General features: G+C 57.0%; 15 protein-coding genes and 2 riboswitches. Of the genes, 8 read left to right on the plus strand and 7 right to left on the minus strand.

All coding sequences use genetic code 11. The annotated features are described in order from the left end of the window. The first annotated feature begins 131 nt into the window (after positions 1 to 131). From tssI to FZE95_RS11160, 4 genes are read left to right on the plus strand one after another with little or no spacing between them, the layout of a single operon-like run. The gene (gene tssI / locus FZE95_RS11145) at positions 132 to 2,234 is read left to right on the plus strand and encodes a type VI secretion system Vgr family protein (protein ID WP_150300931.1); all 2,103 of its coding nucleotides are present in this window, start codon (positions 132 to 134) and stop codon (positions 2,232 to 2,234) included. Continuing rightward, positions 2,222 to 3,085: a DUF4123 domain-containing protein gene (locus FZE95_RS11150; RefSeq protein ID WP_150300932.1), complete on the plus strand. Its 864-nt coding sequence runs from the start codon at positions 2,222 to 2,224 to the stop codon at positions 3,083 to 3,085. The genes tssI and FZE95_RS11150 overlap by 13 nt, the downstream gene beginning before the upstream one ends. Next, the gene (locus tag FZE95_RS11155; RefSeq protein WP_150300933.1) at positions 3,082 to 3,909 is read left to right on the plus strand and encodes a hypothetical protein; all 828 of its coding nucleotides are present in this window, start codon (positions 3,082 to 3,084) and stop codon (positions 3,907 to 3,909) included. The genes FZE95_RS11150 and FZE95_RS11155 overlap by 4 nt, the downstream gene beginning before the upstream one ends. Positions 3,910 to 3,915: 6 nt before the next feature. Next, positions 3,916 to 6,057 (plus strand): lipase family protein, encoded by a 2,142-nt coding sequence (locus FZE95_RS11160; RefSeq protein ID WP_190324551.1) that lies wholly within the window; start codon positions 3,916 to 3,918, stop codon positions 6,055 to 6,057. Between the two features lie 86 nt (positions 6,058 to 6,143). Here FZE95_RS11160 and FZE95_RS11165 read toward each other — a convergent pair whose 3' ends face one another. Beyond that, the gene (locus FZE95_RS11165; protein WP_150300934.1) at positions 6,144 to 6,764 is read right to left on the minus strand and encodes a trimeric intracellular cation channel family protein; all 621 of its coding nucleotides are present in this window, start codon (positions 6,762 to 6,764) and stop codon (positions 6,144 to 6,146) included. A 22-nt stretch (positions 6,765 to 6,786) separates the two neighbouring features. After that, positions 6,787 to 6,884, minus strand: a riboswitch (glycine riboswitch). Between the two features lie 23 nt (positions 6,885 to 6,907). Further along, positions 6,908 to 6,995, minus strand: a riboswitch (glycine riboswitch). Between the two features lie 123 nt (positions 6,996 to 7,118). Here FZE95_RS11165 and FZE95_RS11170 point away from each other — a divergent pair. After that, entirely contained in the window at positions 7,119 to 9,137 is a 2,019-nt protein-coding gene (locus tag FZE95_RS11170) for a hybrid sensor histidine kinase/response regulator (RefSeq protein ID WP_190324552.1), read from the plus strand. Positions 9,138 to 9,699: 562 nt separating this feature from the next. Then, positions 9,700 to 10,611, plus strand: a complete 912-nt coding sequence (locus FZE95_RS11175; RefSeq protein ID WP_150300936.1) for an alpha/beta hydrolase family protein — start codon at positions 9,700 to 9,702, stop codon at positions 10,609 to 10,611. Between the two features lie 61 nt (positions 10,612 to 10,672). On the opposite strand, the gene FZE95_RS11180 is transcribed toward FZE95_RS11175, so the two are convergent. Beyond that, complete coding sequence (locus tag FZE95_RS11180) at positions 10,673 to 12,166, minus strand: PepSY-associated TM helix domain-containing protein (protein ID WP_223825039.1); 1,494 nt, start codon at positions 12,164 to 12,166, stop codon at positions 10,673 to 10,675. 129 nt (positions 12,167 to 12,295) lie between these two features. Further along, positions 12,296 to 13,393, minus strand: a complete 1,098-nt coding sequence (locus tag FZE95_RS11185; protein WP_150300937.1) for a 3-deoxy-7-phosphoheptulonate synthase — start codon at positions 13,391 to 13,393, stop codon at positions 12,296 to 12,298. 673 nt (positions 13,394 to 14,066) lie between these two features. On the opposite strand from FZE95_RS11185, the gene FZE95_RS11190 reads away from it, so the two are divergent. Beyond that, complete coding sequence (locus FZE95_RS11190) at positions 14,067 to 15,464, plus strand: alpha/beta hydrolase domain-containing protein (RefSeq protein ID WP_223825040.1); 1,398 nt, start codon at positions 14,067 to 14,069, stop codon at positions 15,462 to 15,464. Between the two features lie 68 nt (positions 15,465 to 15,532). On the opposite strand, the gene FZE95_RS11195 is transcribed toward FZE95_RS11190, so the two are convergent. Then, positions 15,533 to 16,570 carry a sodium:calcium antiporter gene (locus tag FZE95_RS11195; protein WP_150300938.1) on the minus strand — a complete coding sequence of 346 codons (1,038 nt, stop codon included), beginning with the start codon at positions 16,568 to 16,570 and terminating at the stop codon, positions 15,533 to 15,535. 245 nt (positions 16,571 to 16,815) lie between these two features. Here FZE95_RS11195 and FZE95_RS11200 point away from each other — a divergent pair, with 245 nt between their 5' ends. Then, positions 16,816 to 17,109 (plus strand): hypothetical protein, encoded by a 294-nt coding sequence (locus FZE95_RS11200; protein ID WP_150300939.1) that lies wholly within the window; start codon positions 16,816 to 16,818, stop codon positions 17,107 to 17,109. Positions 17,110 to 17,219: 110 nt separating this feature from the next. On the opposite strand, the gene FZE95_RS11205 is transcribed toward FZE95_RS11200, so the two are convergent. The 3 genes from FZE95_RS11205 to FZE95_RS11215 form a co-directional block, all read right to left on the minus strand. After that, positions 17,220 to 17,579: a YgaP family membrane protein gene (locus FZE95_RS11205; protein ID WP_150300940.1), complete on the minus strand. Its 360-nt coding sequence runs from the start codon at positions 17,577 to 17,579 to the stop codon at positions 17,220 to 17,222. 106 nt (positions 17,580 to 17,685) lie between these two features. Continuing rightward, complete coding sequence (gene arsJ, locus FZE95_RS11210; protein ID WP_150300941.1) at positions 17,686 to 18,915, minus strand: organoarsenical effux MFS transporter ArsJ; 1,230 nt, start codon at positions 18,913 to 18,915, stop codon at positions 17,686 to 17,688. A 60-nt stretch (positions 18,916 to 18,975) separates the two neighbouring features. Next, positions 18,976 to 19,980 carry an ArsJ-associated glyceraldehyde-3-phosphate dehydrogenase gene (locus FZE95_RS11215; protein WP_150300942.1) on the minus strand — a complete coding sequence of 335 codons (1,005 nt, stop codon included), beginning with the start codon at positions 19,978 to 19,980 and terminating at the stop codon, positions 18,976 to 18,978. Positions 19,981 to 20,049 lie beyond the last annotated feature (69 nt).

The following is a 20,049-nucleotide window of genomic DNA, read 5'->3' on the forward strand; positions in this document are numbered from 1 at the left end:
CCCGCCCATTACGGTTGTGCCGACTGACTCACAGCCTTCCCCATCGCTATTCGAGACAATACGTGCCATCTAAAGGTGACGATCGAGCGCTTATCGTTAGCTCTGCAACGGACTTGCACAAGGAACAACGGATGTTTTCATCTGCAAACACCCCGCATTTCACCCTCCGCATTCAAGGTGATGACCACGACTTCAAGGTGCTGGCTTTCAATGGTCAGGAGAGCCTGTCAAAGCCCTACTCCTTCGAGGTTGAACTGGTCAGCGAACAACCTGACCTGAATATTGAAGACCTGCTGCATGTGCCGGCGTTTCTGAACTTCGCTGGCGAGAGCAAGGGCGTTCACGGGCTGATCCACAGCATCGCCCAGGGTGAAGCCGGCAAACGCCTGACCCGTTATCGCCTGACGCTCGTGCCGCACCTTGCCTATCTGCAACATGCCCGTAATCCACGCATCTTCCAGCACCAGACCGTGCCGCAGATCATCACCAGCGTTCTGCACGAGCACGGCATCCATGGCGAAGCATTTCGCTTTCAGCTCCTCAATGAAGGTCCGGTGCGCGTTTACTGCACTCAATATAACGAAACCGATCTGCACTTCATTCAGCGACTATGTGAAGAAGAAGGCATCCACTATCACTTCCAGCATGCGCCAGACGGACATCTATTGGTTTTTGGCGACAATCAAACTGTTTTCCCCACGCTGGCACCGACCGGTTTCAATCAGGGCAACGGCATGGTGGCCGACGAGCCGGTGATCAAGCGCTTCGCGCTGCGCCTGGAAACGCGCCCCAGCCGTGTCACCCGCCGCGACTACGACTTTGAAAAACCACGCCTGCTGATGCAAAGCGATGCTCGGAGCAAGACGCTGCCTGACCTGGAGGATTACGATTATCCCTGCCGGTTCACTGACCGCCAGCGCGGGAGCGAACTGGCTACGATCAGTCTGGAACGCCACCGCAGCGACTTTCGACAGGCGAGCGGTGAAAGCGATCAACCCCTGCTGGTCAGTGGCCACTTTCTCGCTCTGAACGGGCATTCGCGGCAGGATTGGAATGACCTATGGCTGCTGACCGACATTCGGCACGAGGGCAAGCAGCCGCAGGTGCTGGAAGAGTCCGTTATTAGCGACGTTAAATCCGAAGATGGTTTTACGCAGGGCTACCGCAACCATTTCGCTGCGACACCCTGGGACGCTCCCTATCGCCCGCCGCTGGTGCACGCCAAACCACGTATTCGCGGCAGCCAAAGTGCCGTGGTAACGGGTCCTGAAGACGAAGAAATACATTGCGATCAATACGGGCGCATCAAGGTGCAGTTTCATTGGGACCGCCTTGGCCAGGCCAATGACAAGACCAGCTGCTGGCTCAGGGTGGCAAGCAGCTGGGCTGGCGATCGCTACGGCAGTGTAGCCATCCCCCGGGTCGGTATGGAGGTGTTGGTCAGCTTTCTGGAGGGCGATCCGGATCAACCGCTGGTTACCGGCTGCCTGTACCACAATGAACATCAGGTTCCCTATGACCTGCCCGACAATAAAACCCGCACCGTCTTCAAAACCCTGAGCAGCCCCGGCGGTGACGGCTTCAACGAGCTGCGCATCGAAGACAAAAAGGACGAAGAACAGATCTTCATCCACGCCCAGCGCGACTGGGACCAGAACATTCAGCACGATCAAAAGATCCACGTCGGCAACGAACGTCACGACCGCGTCGAAGCCAACAGCTATGCCGAACTTCTGGCTGAACAACACCACATCACCCACGGCGACCGGAAAACCGAACTCAAGGCTGACGATCATCTCACCGCCGGCAGCAACCAGCACATCCAGCTTGGCAAAGCGCATCTGCTCAACGCCGGTCGCGAAATTCATCTCAAAGCCGGACAGAAGATGGTCATCGAAGCCGGCGCGGAGCTGACCCTGCAGGCCGGAGGGAGCTTCATAACCATTACCCCGGCCGGGGTGAGTCTGAATGGGCCGGCTATCCGCTTGAATGCGGGCGGTCATCCAGGTCAAGGCTCGGGAGCTAATGTGTTGCGTCCAGCGGTTCCTGTGCCGGCAGATACCGACAAGACAGGTGAACTGACCAGGCCAGCCGGGGCCAACGCCACGCCAATTGCACTTTCCCGACCAACTCTTGCCAGCGCTCAACGCTCCATGGCACTGACAGCGCGTGAACTGGGAGCCAGCCGCTGCCCTGTTTGCGAAGCCTGCATGGAGGGTGCATGTCCGGTATAACAAGCGTTGCCGAGCCAGCCAAGAACTGGATCACTGAACAGCACCGAATGGGTCGGGACCTGTTCATGGTGATAGACCGTCTTGCCGAACCAGACCCGATTCCAATGCTGTTCGCAGCGGGGGTTATGGTTGAGTACATCAATCTCTATCAGGGTACTGAATGGGATGAGATGGCCGAAATCGGCCCCTGGCTTGTAAAGCTGCCGGACGGGCAAGCCGGAGCCATAGCGGGCTTCTTGGAAACGCCACAGCGCAACTGGGGCTGGCTGGCCAGTGCGACAGAGCTGGAGCTCTCGACGTTTGCAGCGCACTGGCGTGAGCGGATCGTCATCAAGGAGCAGGGAATGACAGCGCTCTATCGATTGCAGGACAACCGGGTGATCGCTCACCATCTCGCTTCGTTAACACATGACCAGGTGCCCTTGCTACTGGGCCCCGCCAGTGCCGTTCTATGCTGGAACGGCCATGCCTGGCAAGCGACCAACAACAATGCCCCCGCACATTACACCTCCCCTTTCGATCGCCCATGGCAGGATGTGCCTGAACCGGCGCAGGTGCTTAGAGGTATCCGGCGCAAAAACCTGCAACAGTGGTTGTGGGAGGAACATACATTGGCGACAACGCAGCTGGCATCCACCGAGTCACTGCTGCCATGGCTGGATCGACAACTGGATACTGCTGAACAGTGGGGCTGGGAAGAAGCTGAACAAATTAAGTTTCTGCTGCACCATCAACTCGACCCCAAATTGGCACAGGCTCCGTTCTGGACAGCAAGAGATGAAGAGCCCCCTGAAAAACATTACCAGCGCTGTCAGCGGGACATCGCCAGGCAAACCCGGAGCCAGGCATGAAAAAACTTTTGTTACTGCTACCCCTCGTGTTGCTCACCGCCTGCAACGCAACAGGCTCAATGGTCAAGGAAAGCGCCTTATCTTTAACCGAGCGCGAAGGCCGCGAAAGCTTCACGCTTGCCGGCAAGTTACCCGCGAACTTTCTGATCCAGGCCACTGCCCAGTTCAACCCACTTAATCCAGAGCGCTGCCAAGTGTACAACATGGGGCAGGGGCATAACGTAACCCGGGATACACGCACGCAATACCGTACCGAATTTCAGGATGAACCGTCCTCTTTCAGTTTTGATATCCCGCTGACTTATCACATTGGGCTTTGTGATATGGAGTTGGGCGGAGTCGGGCTTCTAATACGCGGTCGTTACGGTGAGGCGAGCTGGCAGCATCACCGATCCACCGGGGGGATTGGTATCGCTGATACGCGTCCAGCGGACGCACCGGAGTTTGCTTCCAATGGAACACAGACGCTCCGAGGGATTTGCACTTGGCTATTCCAAATAAGCAAACTCCGGCTGGAGCTCAGCAAGGTCCTTAGCTGCTCGAAAACTGACGAGTCGTGGAAACTGGACCCGGACTTCGTTAAGCGTCGTTCTATCGGCACCACGCTGGGGCGCGATGAGCTGGCTGGAAAGACAGTGGTCCTGAATCTTCGTGTGAATCCCAAAGAAGAGCCATCTATGCACCGCAGATGGATACAAACCGAGGCGGGCTGGAAGCCTTGCACTGGGACAGAACAGTCCGGCAGATGCCAATCCCCACCTGTTTTCAAGCCTTTTAAGATGGGTGAGCAAAAATGCACTGTTTACCCGGCCTGCAAGGAGTAACCACGGATGGCTACTATCAGATTCGAGCAATTGGAGTGTCCCAAGCGTAAGCAATGGGTGAGCTTTCGCCTGGTAAATGAATCTGGGGACGGACAACCCTACAGCGGGCTTCGTTTCAAGCTATATGATGCACTCGGCACAGAATATCCCGGCAAGCTGGACGAGGACGGTTTTGCGCGAGTTGATGGCATATACCCAGGACCCGCCCTGCTGAGCATCTCTGAAACATATGGCGGCGGAGAGGACTGGTACGAAACTCTTATCGACCGTAAAGCCTACCCTCTTCCGATAACTGCGCTTCAGGTATTAGCAGAACAATCACCCGCCGGCCCCCGAAAAGCCAACGGATTGACCTGGATGGCCGAACAGCGCGCCGCAGAGGAAAATGCCCGATTCTTCCGCGTTGAAGTCAGCGATTTTGTATCAGCCAACAAGCATCTGCCGGCCCCCGATACGAAATGGGGACCGCGCCCCAGCGCAGCATTGAAATCTGCAGCAGGCGAGATGGAAGGTGTAGCTCTAGAGCCAAACCAGCACCACGTATTCGAGATCAAAGCATTACGCGCTTACAGCCCGCTGTTTTCTTTGGCGCCGGAGTTTAGTGCGTTGAACGCCTATCACCTGGCTGTAATGAGCGTGTTGTCATACGCGCCATTCGGCGCCAAACCAGGCTTTGTGGAGTCCTATAAACCCAGCCCGCCGCCATATGATGCCGCAGGCAGTATCGGCCATGTATTAAGCGAACAATTGGCCCGATTGGAAAAGCCTACGCAGTTCGATACCGCGAGCTATCACCTGCTTTGTGAAGAAGTACCTTACTCCAAGCGCCTTGAGGTGGTGCCCTACGATCCGGCGCGATATCCGCAGCAACAGGAAGGGAGCACTCCGGAAAGCGTGCACTTTCTTCACGATAAAGACACCGAAACACAGGCATTTGTCACCCACAATGACCAAACGATTCTGGTGTCAATCCGAGGTACTGTGGGATTTCGCGACTGGCTGAGAGATTTCGATGCGCGGCAGATATCTGCTGACGGTATGGAAGGCCAGGTCCATCGTGGCTTCTACGGCGGCTTCTTGGCAGTTCAAAAATTTCTCGAACCCTATCTGGAAGATTTTTATACCAGGGGCCAGACAATCTTGATCAGCGGCCATAGTCTCGGCGGGGCAATCGCCCTGCTCGTGGCTCAATGGCTTAAAACACTACCCGCCGCTCCGAAGGTAATTCTCTACACCTACGGTGCCCCGCGCGCCGGCACTACCGCCTTTGTTGAAAGTGCAAGAGACCTGGTTCACCATCGTCTGATCAACCACAACGATCCTATCCCCAGCGTGCCCTTTACCTGGATGGATGCCGAATGGAAGCTGGCCCTGCCCGGCACGGTCTCACTGCTGGCTTCGATCGGAGCGCCATACGCGGGCGTTGCCCTGCTGCTGGGCGGCCTGCTTAATCTGAAAGGGCATGATTATGGTCATCATGGCGAGCAGAGACATTTCATGCCCCGCAAGAGAGGCGGCGGTAGCGAAGCATCAGTCTTGTGGCAGCCGGGTGAAGCAATCGAACATATGGCCGGCGCAGAGCTTGCCGCCAAGCTGGATCTTGAGCGGGATGAAGTAAAACGTGGCAACCTTCTGCTCCAGATGGCTGGCGTCGGTCATCATTCCTCAAATACCGGCTACGCCCGAGCGGCGCTTGCCAACCTGCTGCGCTGGAATGCCAGCCTCAGCCGCAATGGCGCACTTTTCACCGAGGAGGACCTGCAGGCGTTACAGCCGCAACTGCGCGGGCTGGAAGAATATTTGAGCAACTGGGAAGCCGGTAGCTTCCAGGCGTTTGAGAAACAGGTCCGCGCCCGCCACGACACGCGGTTCTACAATATGTCAAAAACTGAGCGAGTTCAGGCCTATCACGGTGGCGTAGAGATGGCCCGAGACGAACAAATGGAACAACTGGCCGGGTTGTCGCGCGCCCAGGAACGGCTGTTACAGCAGGCCCAGCAGCCGGTAACACCGCGCTGCGTTTTCGGGGATCGGGCAAACCACGAAGCACTACCCCGATTGCTCAGCGAGTGGCGCCAGTTGGCCGATGTAAAACAGGCAGAGCAGCTGGCCGTGGAGCTGGCCCGAACGGAAGAAGCATTCGCTTGAGGTAGCCTGCCTTATCGTTAAATCGCGGCACCCGGTGCGCCTCGCTGATATTCCGATCAGCGAGGCGTTTTACATTCTGCGCAGGATTACTCGCCCCAACGCCCCGGAGCATAGGTGAACACCGGCAGCGCCAACGACCAGCGAATGGCGCTTAGCCGTAACGCCAACCCTACGCTGAAAGAGGCGAGCAGGTTGATGTCTTCGTTTACGCCCAACCGCATCAGTCCGAGATACAGCAACGCTACGAGCAAGGAAACGCTGGCATACAGCTCCTTGCGCAGTACCATCGGCGTGCGATTACACAGCAGATCCCGCAGGATGCCGCCGAATATACCAGTGGTGATACCAGCCATGATCACCACCGGTGTCGGATAGCCGAGCCTGAGCGCGACGTTGCAGCCAATGACGGTGAAGGCAATCAGGCCCATGGCATCCAGCACCAGAAACAGCGAATGGAGATGGTGCATGAAGCGGGCAATGACCATGGTCAGCAGGCCGGCAGAAATGGTCAGGTAGATATACATTGGATGCTGGGTCCAGGTAACAGGGTAGTTCCCCAACAGCATGTCGCGGACGGTGCCACCGCCCAGCGCGGTAATAAAAGCGATGAAGGCCACGCCAAACATGTCCATATTACGCCGGCCTGCGGCCAGGGCGCCGGACATGGCTTCAGCGGTGATGGCTATCAGATAGACGTAGATAAGCACACAGTACTCCTGCAGCTGTGTCGCCTCTCCCCCTGTCCGTTGTACCTGAGAGTTACACAGTCATAGACTGCTTGCCCCTTCGGTGGGTTGTCTGAACAACCTCTCTCCAGCTGGCGTTACGGAGACGTTTTCGTTTGTCTCCGGTAAGATTCGCAGTACGTCTGCCTGAGCGATTATGGGAGTTTGCGCCTTCGGCGGAGACTCGAAGCCTCTCTCTCCTGCGAGCCGGCGATTATACAGAAAGCCGAGCGCATTCATATGGTCGCTAAAACCCTGCGCCTTGGAAGATCTCAGCCAGCACCAACCGTCGATACCGGTGTCATTTGCGATAGCGGTCACCCAACAGGACAGGTAATGAATTCAACCGTCAGCATAAGTAATCAGCGTCTGGCACAAGCCCTGGAGATCCAGGCCATCGGCGTCATCTATCTGGATATGACGGGCCGGCTAGTGGGCGCTAACGATGCTTTCCTCGCTGCAACGCAATATAGCCGTGATGAATTGCAGTCGGGCCAGCTGACCTGGCAGAGGCTCACCCCGCCAGAGTGGATTGAAGCATCGGAAAAGGCATTTGCTGAACTGAGAAGCTGTGGCGAGACCACGCCATACGAGAAAGAATATATCCGCCGTGACGGCTCGCGCTGGTGGGCTTTGTTTGTCGCGAAAATGCTCGACGACGATATCGCGTTCGAATTCACCATCGATATTACCGATCGCAAGTTAGCCGAACAGGCGCTCGAGCGAAGCGAACAACGCCTGCGCTCGCTTATCAACACGATTCCACAGCTGGTCTGGCGCTCAGCGCATACCACCGACTGGGTGTGGACCAGTGAGCAGTGGACCAAACACACCGGCCTATCCAGCAAACAAAGCAAGGGCAAGGGCTGGCTGGCTGCGGTGCACCCCGATGATTATGCGCGCGTGATCGCTGGCTGGCACCCCTGCCCCAACGCCCAACGGGCCGAGTTCGATTGCCGGATACGCAACGCAGAATCAGGTACTTATCGCTGGTTTCAGGGCTGTGCTACGCCTGTCCACTCGACTAGCGGCGAGTTGCTGGAATGGGTGGGCACCTTTACTGATATCGATGACCAGGTATGCAGTCGCGAAGCGCTTGCCCAGAGTCGAGACTTGCTGGAAGCCCGCGTTGTAGAGCGTACCAGCGAGCTGCAGTCGGCTCTGGATGAACTATCCGTCGAAGTCAGCGAGCGCAAGCAGGCCGAGGAAAAGCTCGTTCAAAGCGAGAAGCTCAAGGCGATAGGACAGTTGACTGGCGGCATCGCGCACGATTTCAACAACCTGTTAGCAGGAATCAGCGCCAGCCTGGAAATCATGCAACAACGTATGGCATCGGGCAGGACAGAGAATCTGGAGCGTTACAGCAGCATGGCGTTAACCTCAGTCAAGCGGGCTGCAGCCCTCACCCATCGGTTACTCGCCTTCTCTCGACAGCAATCACTTGCCCCCCGTTCGATCTCACCAAAACAGATCATCGCTGAGCTCGAGGAGTTGATTCGTCGCACTGTGGGCCCACATATTCGCATCAGTTGCAATTTCGCGGCAGGCGGCTTTGTCATGTGCGACCCCCAGCAGCTGGAAAACGCGCTTCTCAATCTGGCGATCAATTCGCGTGACGCCATGCCAGACGGCGGCACCCTCACGATCAACACCCGCCATTGTCGATTCGATCAGCGGCTCGCTGACGAGCTGTCGCTGCAAGCCGGCGAGTACGTATGCATCTCGGTCACTGACACCGGCGAAGGAATGGATGCCAATGTGGCCGCCCACGCCTTCGACCCTTTTTATACCACCAAGAGTATTGGCGACGGCACGGGCCTGGGTCTGTCCATGGTATATGGCTTTACTCAACAATCCGGCGGATCTACCCGTATCCAAAGCGAGCCTGGGCTGGGCACCACGGTCAGTATGTTCTTCCCCAGCGATACTGGTCCGACGCCTGAGGCCAGAAAGCAGGTTCAACATGCTCTGCCAGAAGCCAATGGGGAGAACATTCTGGTGGTGGACGACGAAGCGCCGGTTCGCGTACTCGTCAGCGAGGGGTTACGCGAGCAGGGTTATCGAGTCAGGGAGGCCGAAGACAGCGAATCAGCCTACCAGTTACTTGCACAGGACGAAGCAATAGACCTGTTGATTACGGATATAGGCCTGCCGGGTGCTGTTAATGGCAGAGCACTGGCGGAAACATTCCGCTCGAAACTTCCTGGTTTGAAAGTTTTGTTCATCACCGGTTTTGCCGCTGACCCACAGCTTGAAGCAGCAGCAAGTTTACGCAGCACCGCGCTGTTGACCAAGCCATTCGCGATGGTTGATATGACTGAGCGTGTGCACAGTTTGTTGACTGAAGAGGACTAGTTGTTCACTCATCCACCCTCCGTCTGAGGCATGCCGTCAATCTGGCATGTCTTGTCCCCATGCGAAACCTTAAAGAAAAATCGGCATTACCAAAACCTGGACCACAACACCTAGGAGAGCGAATACTTGATGACCTGCAGGGACCAGCTCCGATTAGCTCATAGTACAAAATGACATCATATGAGCACTATCTTTTGACAGACCTGTTGGCGCTTATACCGCTGTGCGGGATCGCCACCCCAGATCGATAACCAAGCACTTCATTCGCATCTATAAAATCGCCCCAATGGGTTAATTTATTGATTCAGCGGCACATACATCAGACCTGCTTCAAACTTTCACCATTTATCAAGCCCACCATATCGCGTACAAATAAACTTCAAAAGACAGCCATCTCAGCTCTGTCCAGAACTTATACCCCATACGGGTGGACTTTCCTCTCAACCGTTGACGTGTGCAAATACAAAGTTAAGACTCTGATTCCGGCCGGCGGTAGTTCGATGTCCTGGCCATCATGGAACCGTAATACGTTTTGATAATCGAACAACTCAATGGAGTTACAATGAATAACAAGAAATCGCCGAAATCGGCACTTTCCCTGCTCGCTGCAGGCGCATTGTTCCTTTCTGCTTCCGCTATGGCAGCTAACCCAGTCCCACCACCGACCGATCCAGGAACTCCTGACGGTGGCTATCAGCGAGGACCGGATCCAAGCGTCTCAATGCTCGAAGCCCGAAACGGTCCCTTCTCGGTAAGGACCGAAAGTGTTTCGAGCTTCACCAGCGGTTTCGGTGGCGGCACGATTCACTACCCCACCAATACCACCGGCACCATGGCAGCTATCGTTGTCATTCCCGGGTTCGTTTCAGCTGAGTCTTCGATCGAATGGTGGGGCCCTAAACTGGCTTCCCATGGCTTCGTGGTCATGACCATTGATACCAATTCCGGATTCGATCAGCCACCGAGCCGCGCTCGCCAGATCAACGCTGCACTGGATTACATGATCGATCAGAACAACTCTCGCAGCAGCGCTGTGTCAGGCATGATCGACCCTGAGCGTCTGGGCGTCGTAGGCTGGTCCATGGGTGGCGGCGGCAGTCTGCGCGTAGCCGCTGAAGGTCGCCTGGATGCGGTTATTCCGTTGGCGCCGTGGGATACCACCAGCTTCCGCAGCGTGAATACGCCCGCTCTGATATTCGCTTGCGAGTCAGATCTCATTGCGCCGGTCAGCAGTCACGCATCGCGGTTCTACAACCAGATACCGGCCAGCACACCAAAGGCCTTTGTCGAAATCAATAACGGCACCCATTATTGCGGTAATGGCGGCGGTTTGAATGACGATGTGTTGAGTCGCCTGGGTGTCTCCTGGATGAAAGTCCATCTGGACAAGGATCAGCGTTACCAGCAGTTTATCTGCGGACCCCGTCACGAATCGGATCGTGACATATCCGAATACCGTGGCAACTGTAGCTAAGCAGCATCTTGCTAAAGTCGACCCTGAAGCTGTTATGGCTTCAGGGTTTTTTATTCAGGCATTAACCTTTTGTTTGCCCTGAAACAAATCCTCCCCGGCTTTTTAAGCTCGAAAGCTTTCCGGTTGCCATATCGATTACCAGCAGCAACAGTAAACTCGCCCCGAAGACCGGGAGTGACAATCCCAGCAATACTGCAACAAGTACTGCACCCGCTTTTCCTCTGGAGGATAACCGCACCCAGGCCTGTATCACCCCTCCCTGCCCACTGTCTCGTAACGGACGGCGGCGCCACCAAATGATATATCCCAGCGCAACCATCGTTACTACGCCTAGTGCAGACACAATAAGAATGATCTGATTAGCCAGACCAAACAGCGTCCCCATGTGAGCGTCGATCCCCCAACGCGTAAGTTTGCCGGCGACCGGGAAGTTTGCAAATTCGATTTCGTCAGTAACTGTCATACTGTGCGGGTCGATGGCAACGGCATCCACTTGCGTGGGCCAGCCGCGATCGATCTCCACGACACTCCAGGCTTGGTCCGGAGCCTTCGCCGGCGTGATTTCCAGCTTGGTTGCATCAATGCCAGCTGCCCGGGCCGACGTTAATATCGCGTCAATCAATGAGTAATCGACGGCTGCTTCGGTTCCCACTGTTTCCTGCAGATGGTGCGCATGTATATCGGCGGTGCTGTCCTCCCCCGCGAGACGTGTGGAAAGACCTGGCGTGGACATCCCGAACGCAGCACGCGCGACGCCAATATTGCCGCCTGCCCATTTTGACCAGGTCAGGCCCGTGGCGGAAAAAAACAACAAGGCTATCAAAAGGATGACACCCAACAGCCCGTGCCACCGCCTCGGGCCGGGCGCTGGCCCCGCTTCGACTGGTCTCGACTGTCTTTTACGGACCAGCCATATCGTCAATCCTCCCAGTGCAACCAGCCATAACCATGAAGCTGCCAACTCGCTGTAGACCCGACCCCATTCACCAAGGAAAAGCCGTCTGTGCATATCGCCTATCCAGTTGCGCAGCGGAAGTACCCCGGTGGTGCCGTAAACCCTGAGGTCTCCTCTCGGCTCTGCCGTAACAGGATCTATGAACACAGCGAGATGTTCGAATGCCTTGAGCCCTTCGCCTGCGAACATCACCCGGGTAGTATCTCCGGGCTCGGGTGCAGGCCGCACTGCTGCAAGCCTCACGCCGGACTCGCCAAGATGATTCTCAGCGGCCTCGATCTGAAGCTTCAATGGAACTGCCGGTCCCTGACTCTCGGTAAACAACTGTTCGGAGTAGATCCAGTTCTCGAGTTGAGGCGTTAGGGCGTAGAACAGGCCACTCAGTGCTGCGACAAGGACGAAAGGGCCTACAAGGAGTCCTGCCAAAAAATGCAAACGGGCAATCAGAGCGAATATCAATCTACCGGAGTCGGCAGTACGCGGTGTATCGATATCCGGGGCTTCAACGCGGGACACGCTGGGCATGGCTGAACGGCCTTTATCACGCAAATATTGAGCTGCATCGCGCCACACGCAACACAGGATGAAGGGAATCGACACCCAGCACCGCGAGTGCCAACAGCAGCGCGACGGCGATACAACATTCGACTCACGATTACGTCGAGCCGTAACCGGCTCCGAGTGTAGAACGCTATCGCCGCTTTGTCAGGAGATTGCTGGAGCCTGATGTCAAGGCGTCGGTGTCTCACGCAATCGGTCCGCGGCTTGCATCAGAGCCGTTTCGGTCTTGCTCCAGCCCAGACAGCCATCAGTAATCGATACGCCATACTCCAGGCGAGACGACAGTTGCTGGCAGCCCTCAAACAGGTGGCTTTCAAGCATCACACCACGCAATGACTGCTCGCCAGCCCGGCGTTGGTCGACAACCGATTCGAGCACAGCAGGCTGGCGCAGCGGGTCCTTGCCACTGTTGGCATGACTACAGTCGACAACCAGGCCGGCGTCGATGCCCTGGCGAGCCAACGCTGTACGCGCTGCCGCTATCGCATCAGGATGGTAATTAGGCCCCGCATGACCGCCACGAAGCACCAGATGCGTATCAGGATTGCCCTGGGTCTGGATCAACGCCGGCTGCCCTTGATCATTGATTCCAAAATGCCGGTGCGGGTGCTCAGCCGAACGCATCGCGTCGCAGGCAATACCGAGGCTGCCGTCCGTGCCGTTCTTGAAGCCCACCGGCAGATCAAGCCCACTGACCATCTCCCGGTGTATCTGTGACTCGCTGGTGCGCGCACCGATTGCGGCCCAGCCAAGCAGATCATCAAGGTAGCCGGCTGCCATCGGCTGCAGCAGTTCAGTTGCGATTGGCAAACCTGACTCTGCGATAGACAACATCAGCCGACGCGACAGCGCCAGCCCTTCGGTCATGTCGCCGGTGCCATCCAGACGCGGATCATATAACAGCCCTTTCCAACCAATGGTCGTCCGCGGCTTTTCGACATAGGCGCGCATTACCAGCAGCAGTTGGTCGCTTACCTGATCAGCCAGCTCAGCCAGACGCTGGGCATATTCGATGGCGGCATCCGGGTCGTGCAGCGAGCAAGGCCCAACAACCACCAGCAAGCGATTGTCTTCCCCATTCAGCACAGAGCGGATTTGGCTGCGATGCTGCTGGATTGAAGCGCCCAGCTCAGATGAAAGCGGCAAGCGGCCGCGCAACTGAGCGGGCGTGGGTAGCGGTTCGGCAGTGCGACGCTGGAGGACTGGCGAAGTCGGCGTTGCTGCGGTCAGGTCACTGGGAGTCAGGGCTGAAACATTGGCGTTCATGAATGCTTTCCTTAGCCGGGCGGCAAAGCCGCTGCGGCGCTATCGTAGTGTTCGTTCTAGGCATGGTGTTGGTGCGCGCAGAGCGCTGGTAAATCGCCAGTTGCGATAGCAAAACAGAACATTGCAGCGGTTGTTGTACATAGTCATATCCTCTTCACGTGCAAATAAAAATAAAAAACCCCGGTCGGGTTGCCGACCGGGGTTTCAGGATTTCTCTGGTGGCGACCCGTTAAATCTGGCCGCCTGGGGGTATCAGGCGCGCCAGTGGCTAAACCAATATCCGAAATAAAAATATTTGCCCGCTGCAACCGAACACCCACGCGCCAAGGCTGCGCAAAGGGCGCAGGCAGGAGCTTTGAGGTTTACGCGTTGCAGCAAAGACATGGGAATCTCCATTGAGTTGACCAGACTTTAGCCGATCAACCTTTAGGGAAGCAACCGCCGCCAGGTAATTCATTTTGTGTTCGGGGATCCCATGCTTGATCCACCAGGCATTTCTCGCCGGGTAATCCGGCGAAAAATGCTTTGCAGAGTTTCCCCAACCAGCACACAGCAGATCGGGCCTGGAACAGGCAATCTTGAGCCCTGCACTTGACACGGACGGAACGCATAACTAGTACCAGTATTGGACATACGTCCGGAACGTCTCACAAGAAGAATATTGGAGCTCCCCATGATTCGAGAAAGAATCGCTTCACCGCATGACGGGACGCAGTCCGCCCGGATTTCATTCCCCCTGCTGGCCGGTCTGGCGCTGGGCTTGTCCTGGTCGGCCAGCCTGCTCGCGGCGCCAGCGGTTGACGGCCCTATACCGGGCTCACCTCCCGGCGATCCGCTCGCAGCGGAAGTCGAGAATACCTATCCGTTCTTCGCTACCCGGGATGCGCTGGCCCGACGCGGCTATGTGGAAGAAGAGTTTTATCTATCTGGCACCGCGACCGGATATAGCGTTGAAGGCGAACAGCTCGCCGAGGATGTCCCCTATCGCACGCGCATCGTGGTACGACGACCAAAACCACCGCGCAAGTTCAATGGCACGGTCGTCATGGAATGGCAGAATGTAACGGCCGGTTATGACCTCGATGCACTCTGGCATGGTGAACAGCTGATGCGCGCCGGCTTCGCCTGGGTGGGCGTGTCAGCGCAGCGCGTCGGGGTCAACCATCTGCGCGAATGGAGTCCAACCCGCTACGGCGAACTGGACGTCACAGGCGGCGGGTCCTACAACACCGATGAACTGTCCTACGACATCTTCGCCCAGGCAGCGGAAGCAGTACGTCAGCCGGCCGATATCGATCCGATGGGCGGGCTGGATGTCGAGAAAGTACTGGCAGTGGGCGGGTCACAATCAGCTGGGCGGATGACAATCTACTACGACAACATCTTGCCTCAGGTGGAAAACCCGGTATTCGATGGATACAACTTCGTTGTGGGGACTGGCCCCTCACGCGCGGGCACCGAGCCCGTGTTCCACGTATTGTCGGAAACGGACGTGAGAACGCCTGAAGGCCGGCGGCCCGATAGCGACGTGTATCGTCGCTGGGAAGTGGCCGGGGCGGCACACTCCGGATACCAGGGGCAGGCCTACCGCGCCCCCCTGTCGGAGCGGGACCTTCCAGATGGCGCACCAGAATACGAGTGTGTGGCCGAGCCCTTCAGCCGGATCCCCCTGCATCACGTCGTAGTGGCTGCACATGATCATCTGGTCGACTGGATTGACGGAAAAGCGCCGCCCAGTGCGCCCTATCTGGAATTCGAGGGAACCACCAAAGTGCGCAACGAGCTTGGACTGGCGCAGGGCGGCATCCAGTTATCACAGCTAGCCGTTCCGACCGCAATCAATACCGGTGATAACGCAGGACAGACCTTTTGCTTCCTGTTTGGTAGCTATGAGCCGCTTGATGAAGCGCAGCTCAAGGAGCTTTATCGAAACCACGGTACTTACGTGGCCAAGGTGACCAAAGCAGCCGGCAGCAATGTATCGGACGGATATGTACTGCCGGCAGATGGATTGCTGACAATCAGGGAAGCGGCCAAGTCAGACGTCGGCAAAGGCCGTCGCAAGCATTGACGATCAGAACCGCAGGGCAAGGACGCCCTCTACCTCCGAAACGACTGCATCATTATTTTTACGCTCAACTATTTCATCAACAGTATCGCCACCCCAAGCAGATACAGCAGGACAATCGCCACACTCTCCACACCGACGCGTCCGGGCCCCTGCTCCTGGCGTCTGATAAGGCCCATCATCAGCACCGCCGCCATGACCAGGGTCAGCGAGATCCACAGGTAGATCTGTCCGGACATCACGTGATAAATCGAGCCGCCACGATAAGCGATATCTGAAGCTGCGGTGAATAGCGTGTCGAATGCATTCCCACCCACAATACCGCCGACGGCCAATGTCAGTGCGCCCCGGCGTACCGCCGCGACCGAGGTAACCAGCTCAGGGATGGAAGTGCTGATAGCCGTTAGTAGCACACCTACCGTCGTCTGGCCGATGCCGGTGAGCCGGGCGATGTTGGTGGCAGCGGGCTCAAGCAACCAGCCGGCGATCCCTAATCCGCCCATCAGGAATATGAAACTGACCCAGAGCTTTGCCAATGATGGCGTGGCCGAATCATCGTCGGGCGTATCTTCACGTGTTTCATCGGTGACCTGGGGATGCCACATGGGATGGTTGCGGGCTTTACTCACCAGATTGATGCCGTACACATACAGCGCCAGCAGTGTCGGAGTAACCGGATGAATATTCCAGAAGATAACGTCAGGTAGGTTAGGTGACAGCAATATCACGCCGAGCAAGGTAATGAGCAATGCGTTCTGCAACATGTTCGGCGCCGAGGCCGCTGCATGCTCCAGATTGGCCCGGGTGTGTGTCATATCGGCCACAACCAGAAAAAGTGTCTGGACGGCGATGCCACCCAGCGCGTTGGCCAACGCCAGTTCCGGATTGCCATTCCAGGCGGCGGTAACAGAAAGCACCGCTCCTGATAACGAGGTGGCTGCCCCCAACAGCACTGCGCCCACCACGGCTTCGCCCAATCCGGTTCGATCCGCCAATTGGTCGACGACCCGTGTTATCAAGGTACCCAGCACCGTAATGACGCCTGCACACAGGCAGAACACGAGAATGCTTACGGTCAACGACCAGGTTGAAGGGTCGAAAAGATCCAAATGTGTCTCCTTTTCCGCAGCAAAGTGGGTTCCCTGCCTTGTCTCCCCGTTTCTGCGTCAGGAGCCCCCGTCAACAATTGAACGGGTTGGGCAGTTTTCCAGTCTACTGATCGTGCATAGCGGGCATTGGCGACGTATTTTAACGCCTTGCTCGCGTAACTTTGATATTGCTATCTGACAATTACCGGCCCGAGGCCGCCTCGCACAGGTGACCGATTCGCGGCCATGTCCAGGAGACACGCTCTATGCATACTCTCAAGACACTGCTAACCGCTTCCCTTCTCGTTTCATTCAGCCTGGCCGGCCCTGCCGTGCTGGCGAACGAGAAGAATGGCGATCACAAAACGGGCCAGAATGCGACCAGCAGCCAATCGGGCAGCCAGCAGAACGATACGTCCAATAACCGCAGCGCTGAACCTGGTGAAACAGGCGACACAACGCACACCAGCCCTTACAAAAAGACCTACCCCGCTGAGGATCCGGTCACCAGCGGCGAAGCAAACGAAACTGATAACCGGGACAACCCTGACCAGCGCTAGAGACGCGAAAAACTGCTACCGCAGAACGAGCAAAGGGCCATTGGCCCTTTGTTCGTTAATGCTCACAATTCTCGGCTCACCCTTCAATCCGGTGCCTGTGCCGAGCGAGCCTAAAGACCCGGGGTCGACTTCGGATGGGTTTCGTGGCCCATCGGTGTGGTATCAGGCATCGACGTATCAGAGTCCTGGAAGTCAGGACTATGCACCTCGGAATCGAGAGGCATGTGACTGTAACGCTCTTTGGACTCGTGTTCACCGGAACGCCCTTCGACCAGCTGGCGCTTCATTTCACACTGACCGGTCACCCCGCGCAAAAGCGCCATGCCGCCCAAGGCAAGCTCAAGAACGCTACCTATCCCGCCGGTACGCATACCTCTTTTCAGCAACATCAGACCACCGGCAACCGAAGCAGCACGCTCCCAGCTCTGGACATTCTGCGGTGCGTTTGGATCGTACAGTTTGTTCATCATTTAACTGATCTCCTTGGTAAGGCACATCGTTAATAGATGACTCTGCTAATGCGCAACCGTTCCGGGCGGCGGATGGAATACATGCGAAATCGTCTTTTCCTCAACGTTAGTGCGCTGGTTCAATTACAGGGTGACGGGGCAATGCCACAGAAATCAGCGCGGCGATCAGTACGAAGGCGCTGGATGCCCAGAGACACGCTTCCAGTCCGTACGCCTGATACAGCCAACCCGAGAGCAAGGTGCCGATCAAGCGCCCCATCGCATTGGACATGTAGTAGAACCCGACATCCAGCGATACGCCGTCATCGGTGGCGTAGCTGACGATCAGGTAGCTGTGCAGCGAGGAATTGATAGCGAACAGCACACCGAAAACCAGCAAGCCACCCACCAGCACAATCGGCTCAGGCAGGTCTGTGCCCAGCCCCACTGCGATGGCTGCTGGCAGACCGGCAAGCAGCGTCGCCCAAAGCAGTGCAGCGCGGCCATCAGGTGCTCTGCCGCTGCGTGACCGTGTCAGCGTTGGCGCAACGGTCTGCACGATGCCGTAACCGATAATCCATACCGCCATAAAGCCGCCAACGCGCCAGAAGTCCCACCCAAAGGCGGTACTCAGGTAGACCGGCAAGGCGACCACGAACCAGATGTCGCGGGCGCCGAACAGAAACATGCGCGCTGCCGATAGAAGGTTGATCGCCCGGCTCTTGGACAATAGCTCGCGAAACTTTGGTTTGGCGCTGGCCTTGCCCAGATCTTTTTTCAGCATCATCACACTGAAAACCCACACCAGCGCCAGCGTACCCGCCATCCCGAACATCGCACCGCGAAACCCTGCGGTAGAGAGCAATATCGCGCCAAGGAAGAACCCGACGCCCTTGAGGGCGTTCTTCGAACCGGTCAGCAACGCGACCCATCGATACAATGCGCCCTGCTGATCAGCAGGCACAAGAAGCTTGATGGAGCTTTTGGCCGACATCTTGTTCAGATCCTTGGCGATTCCGGACAGCGCCTGAGCGGCCATGACCAGCGGCACGCTCAGCCAGGAAACCGGTGCGGTGAGCATCAGCAGCGCCACCACCTGCATTGCCAGCCCGACATTCATTGTGCGGTTCAGGCCGAGCCGCGCGCCCAGATAGCCACCGATAAGGTTGGTCAGTACCCCGAATATTTCGTAGAACAAAAACAGCGAGGCAATCTGCAGCGGCGTATACCCCAGCGCATGGAAATGCAACACCACCAGCATGCGCAGCGCGCCATCGGTAAGCGTGAACACCCAGTAATTACCGGTCACGACGAGATACTGGCGTACCTCCGGGGACAGCCCTGCCAACGTTTTCATCAAACCTCCCTGCTAACCGATCCTGCCATTGCCGAGGCGCTACCCGATACCCGCCGCCTATCAGTTCGCGGTGCCCACCAGCCGAGCCAGTTCAACCGTACGGTTTGCATAGCCCCATTCGTTGTCATACCACGCGTAAAGCTTCACTTGAGTCCCGTTGACCACCATGGTCGACAGCGCGTCGATGATGCATGAGCGTGGGTCAGTTCGATAATCAATCGAGACCAGAGGACGCTCTTCATATCCGAGGATGCCGGCAAGATAGTCCGCCGCAGCAATCTGGAACAGCGCGTTTACTTCATCGGCTGTGGTGGCCCGCCCAACTTCGAACACGCAGTCGGTCAGCGATGCATTGGCCAGCGGCACGCGCACCGCATGGCCATTCAGGCGGCCCTTGAGCTCCGGGAAGATCTCGGCAATCGCCGTCGCCGACCCGGTCGTTGTCGGAATGAGGCTCATGCCCGACGCTCGCGCCCGACGCAGATCCTTGTGCGGTTGGTCGAGAATGCTCTGCGTATTGGTCAGATCATGAATGGTGGTAATGGAGCCATGACGAATCCCCAGCTGCTCATGGATGACCTTGACCACAGGCGCGAGGCAGTTGGTCGTGCAAGAGGCTGCGGTGACGATGCGGTGAACGGCCGGATCAAACAGATGATCGTTCACGCCCATCACGATGTTCAGCGCGCCCGGCTCTTTCACCGGCGCACTGACGACCACTCGTCTGACACCTTGCTGGAGATACGCTTCGAGCAGCGCGACGGTTTTCATCCGTCCGCTGGCTTCGATAACCAGATCACATTCCGACCAGTCCGTCTCCGCAATGGCCTGGTTAGCCGTGACCCGTATCCGCTGCCCGTCGACCAGGATGGCGTCACCCTCTGCAGTGGCCTGGCGATGCCAGCGCCCGTGAACCGAATCGAAGTTCAGCAGGTGCGCGTGGGTCGGTGCATCGCCTGCGGGATCATTGATCTGGACGAATTCGACGTCAGGCCAATCGAATGCGGCGCGTAATGCGAGCCGGCCGATACGGCCAAATCCATTGATACCAATGCGGATGGTCATAGATATTTCCCGTTTTAATGAGGTCGCATGATGACGTGCAATGGTATTACGCATACCTGCAGAAATCAG

Source organism: Pseudomonas profundi, assembly GCF_008638305.1.
Lineage (GTDB): Bacteria > Pseudomonadota > Gammaproteobacteria > Pseudomonadales > Pseudomonadaceae > Halopseudomonas > Halopseudomonas profundi.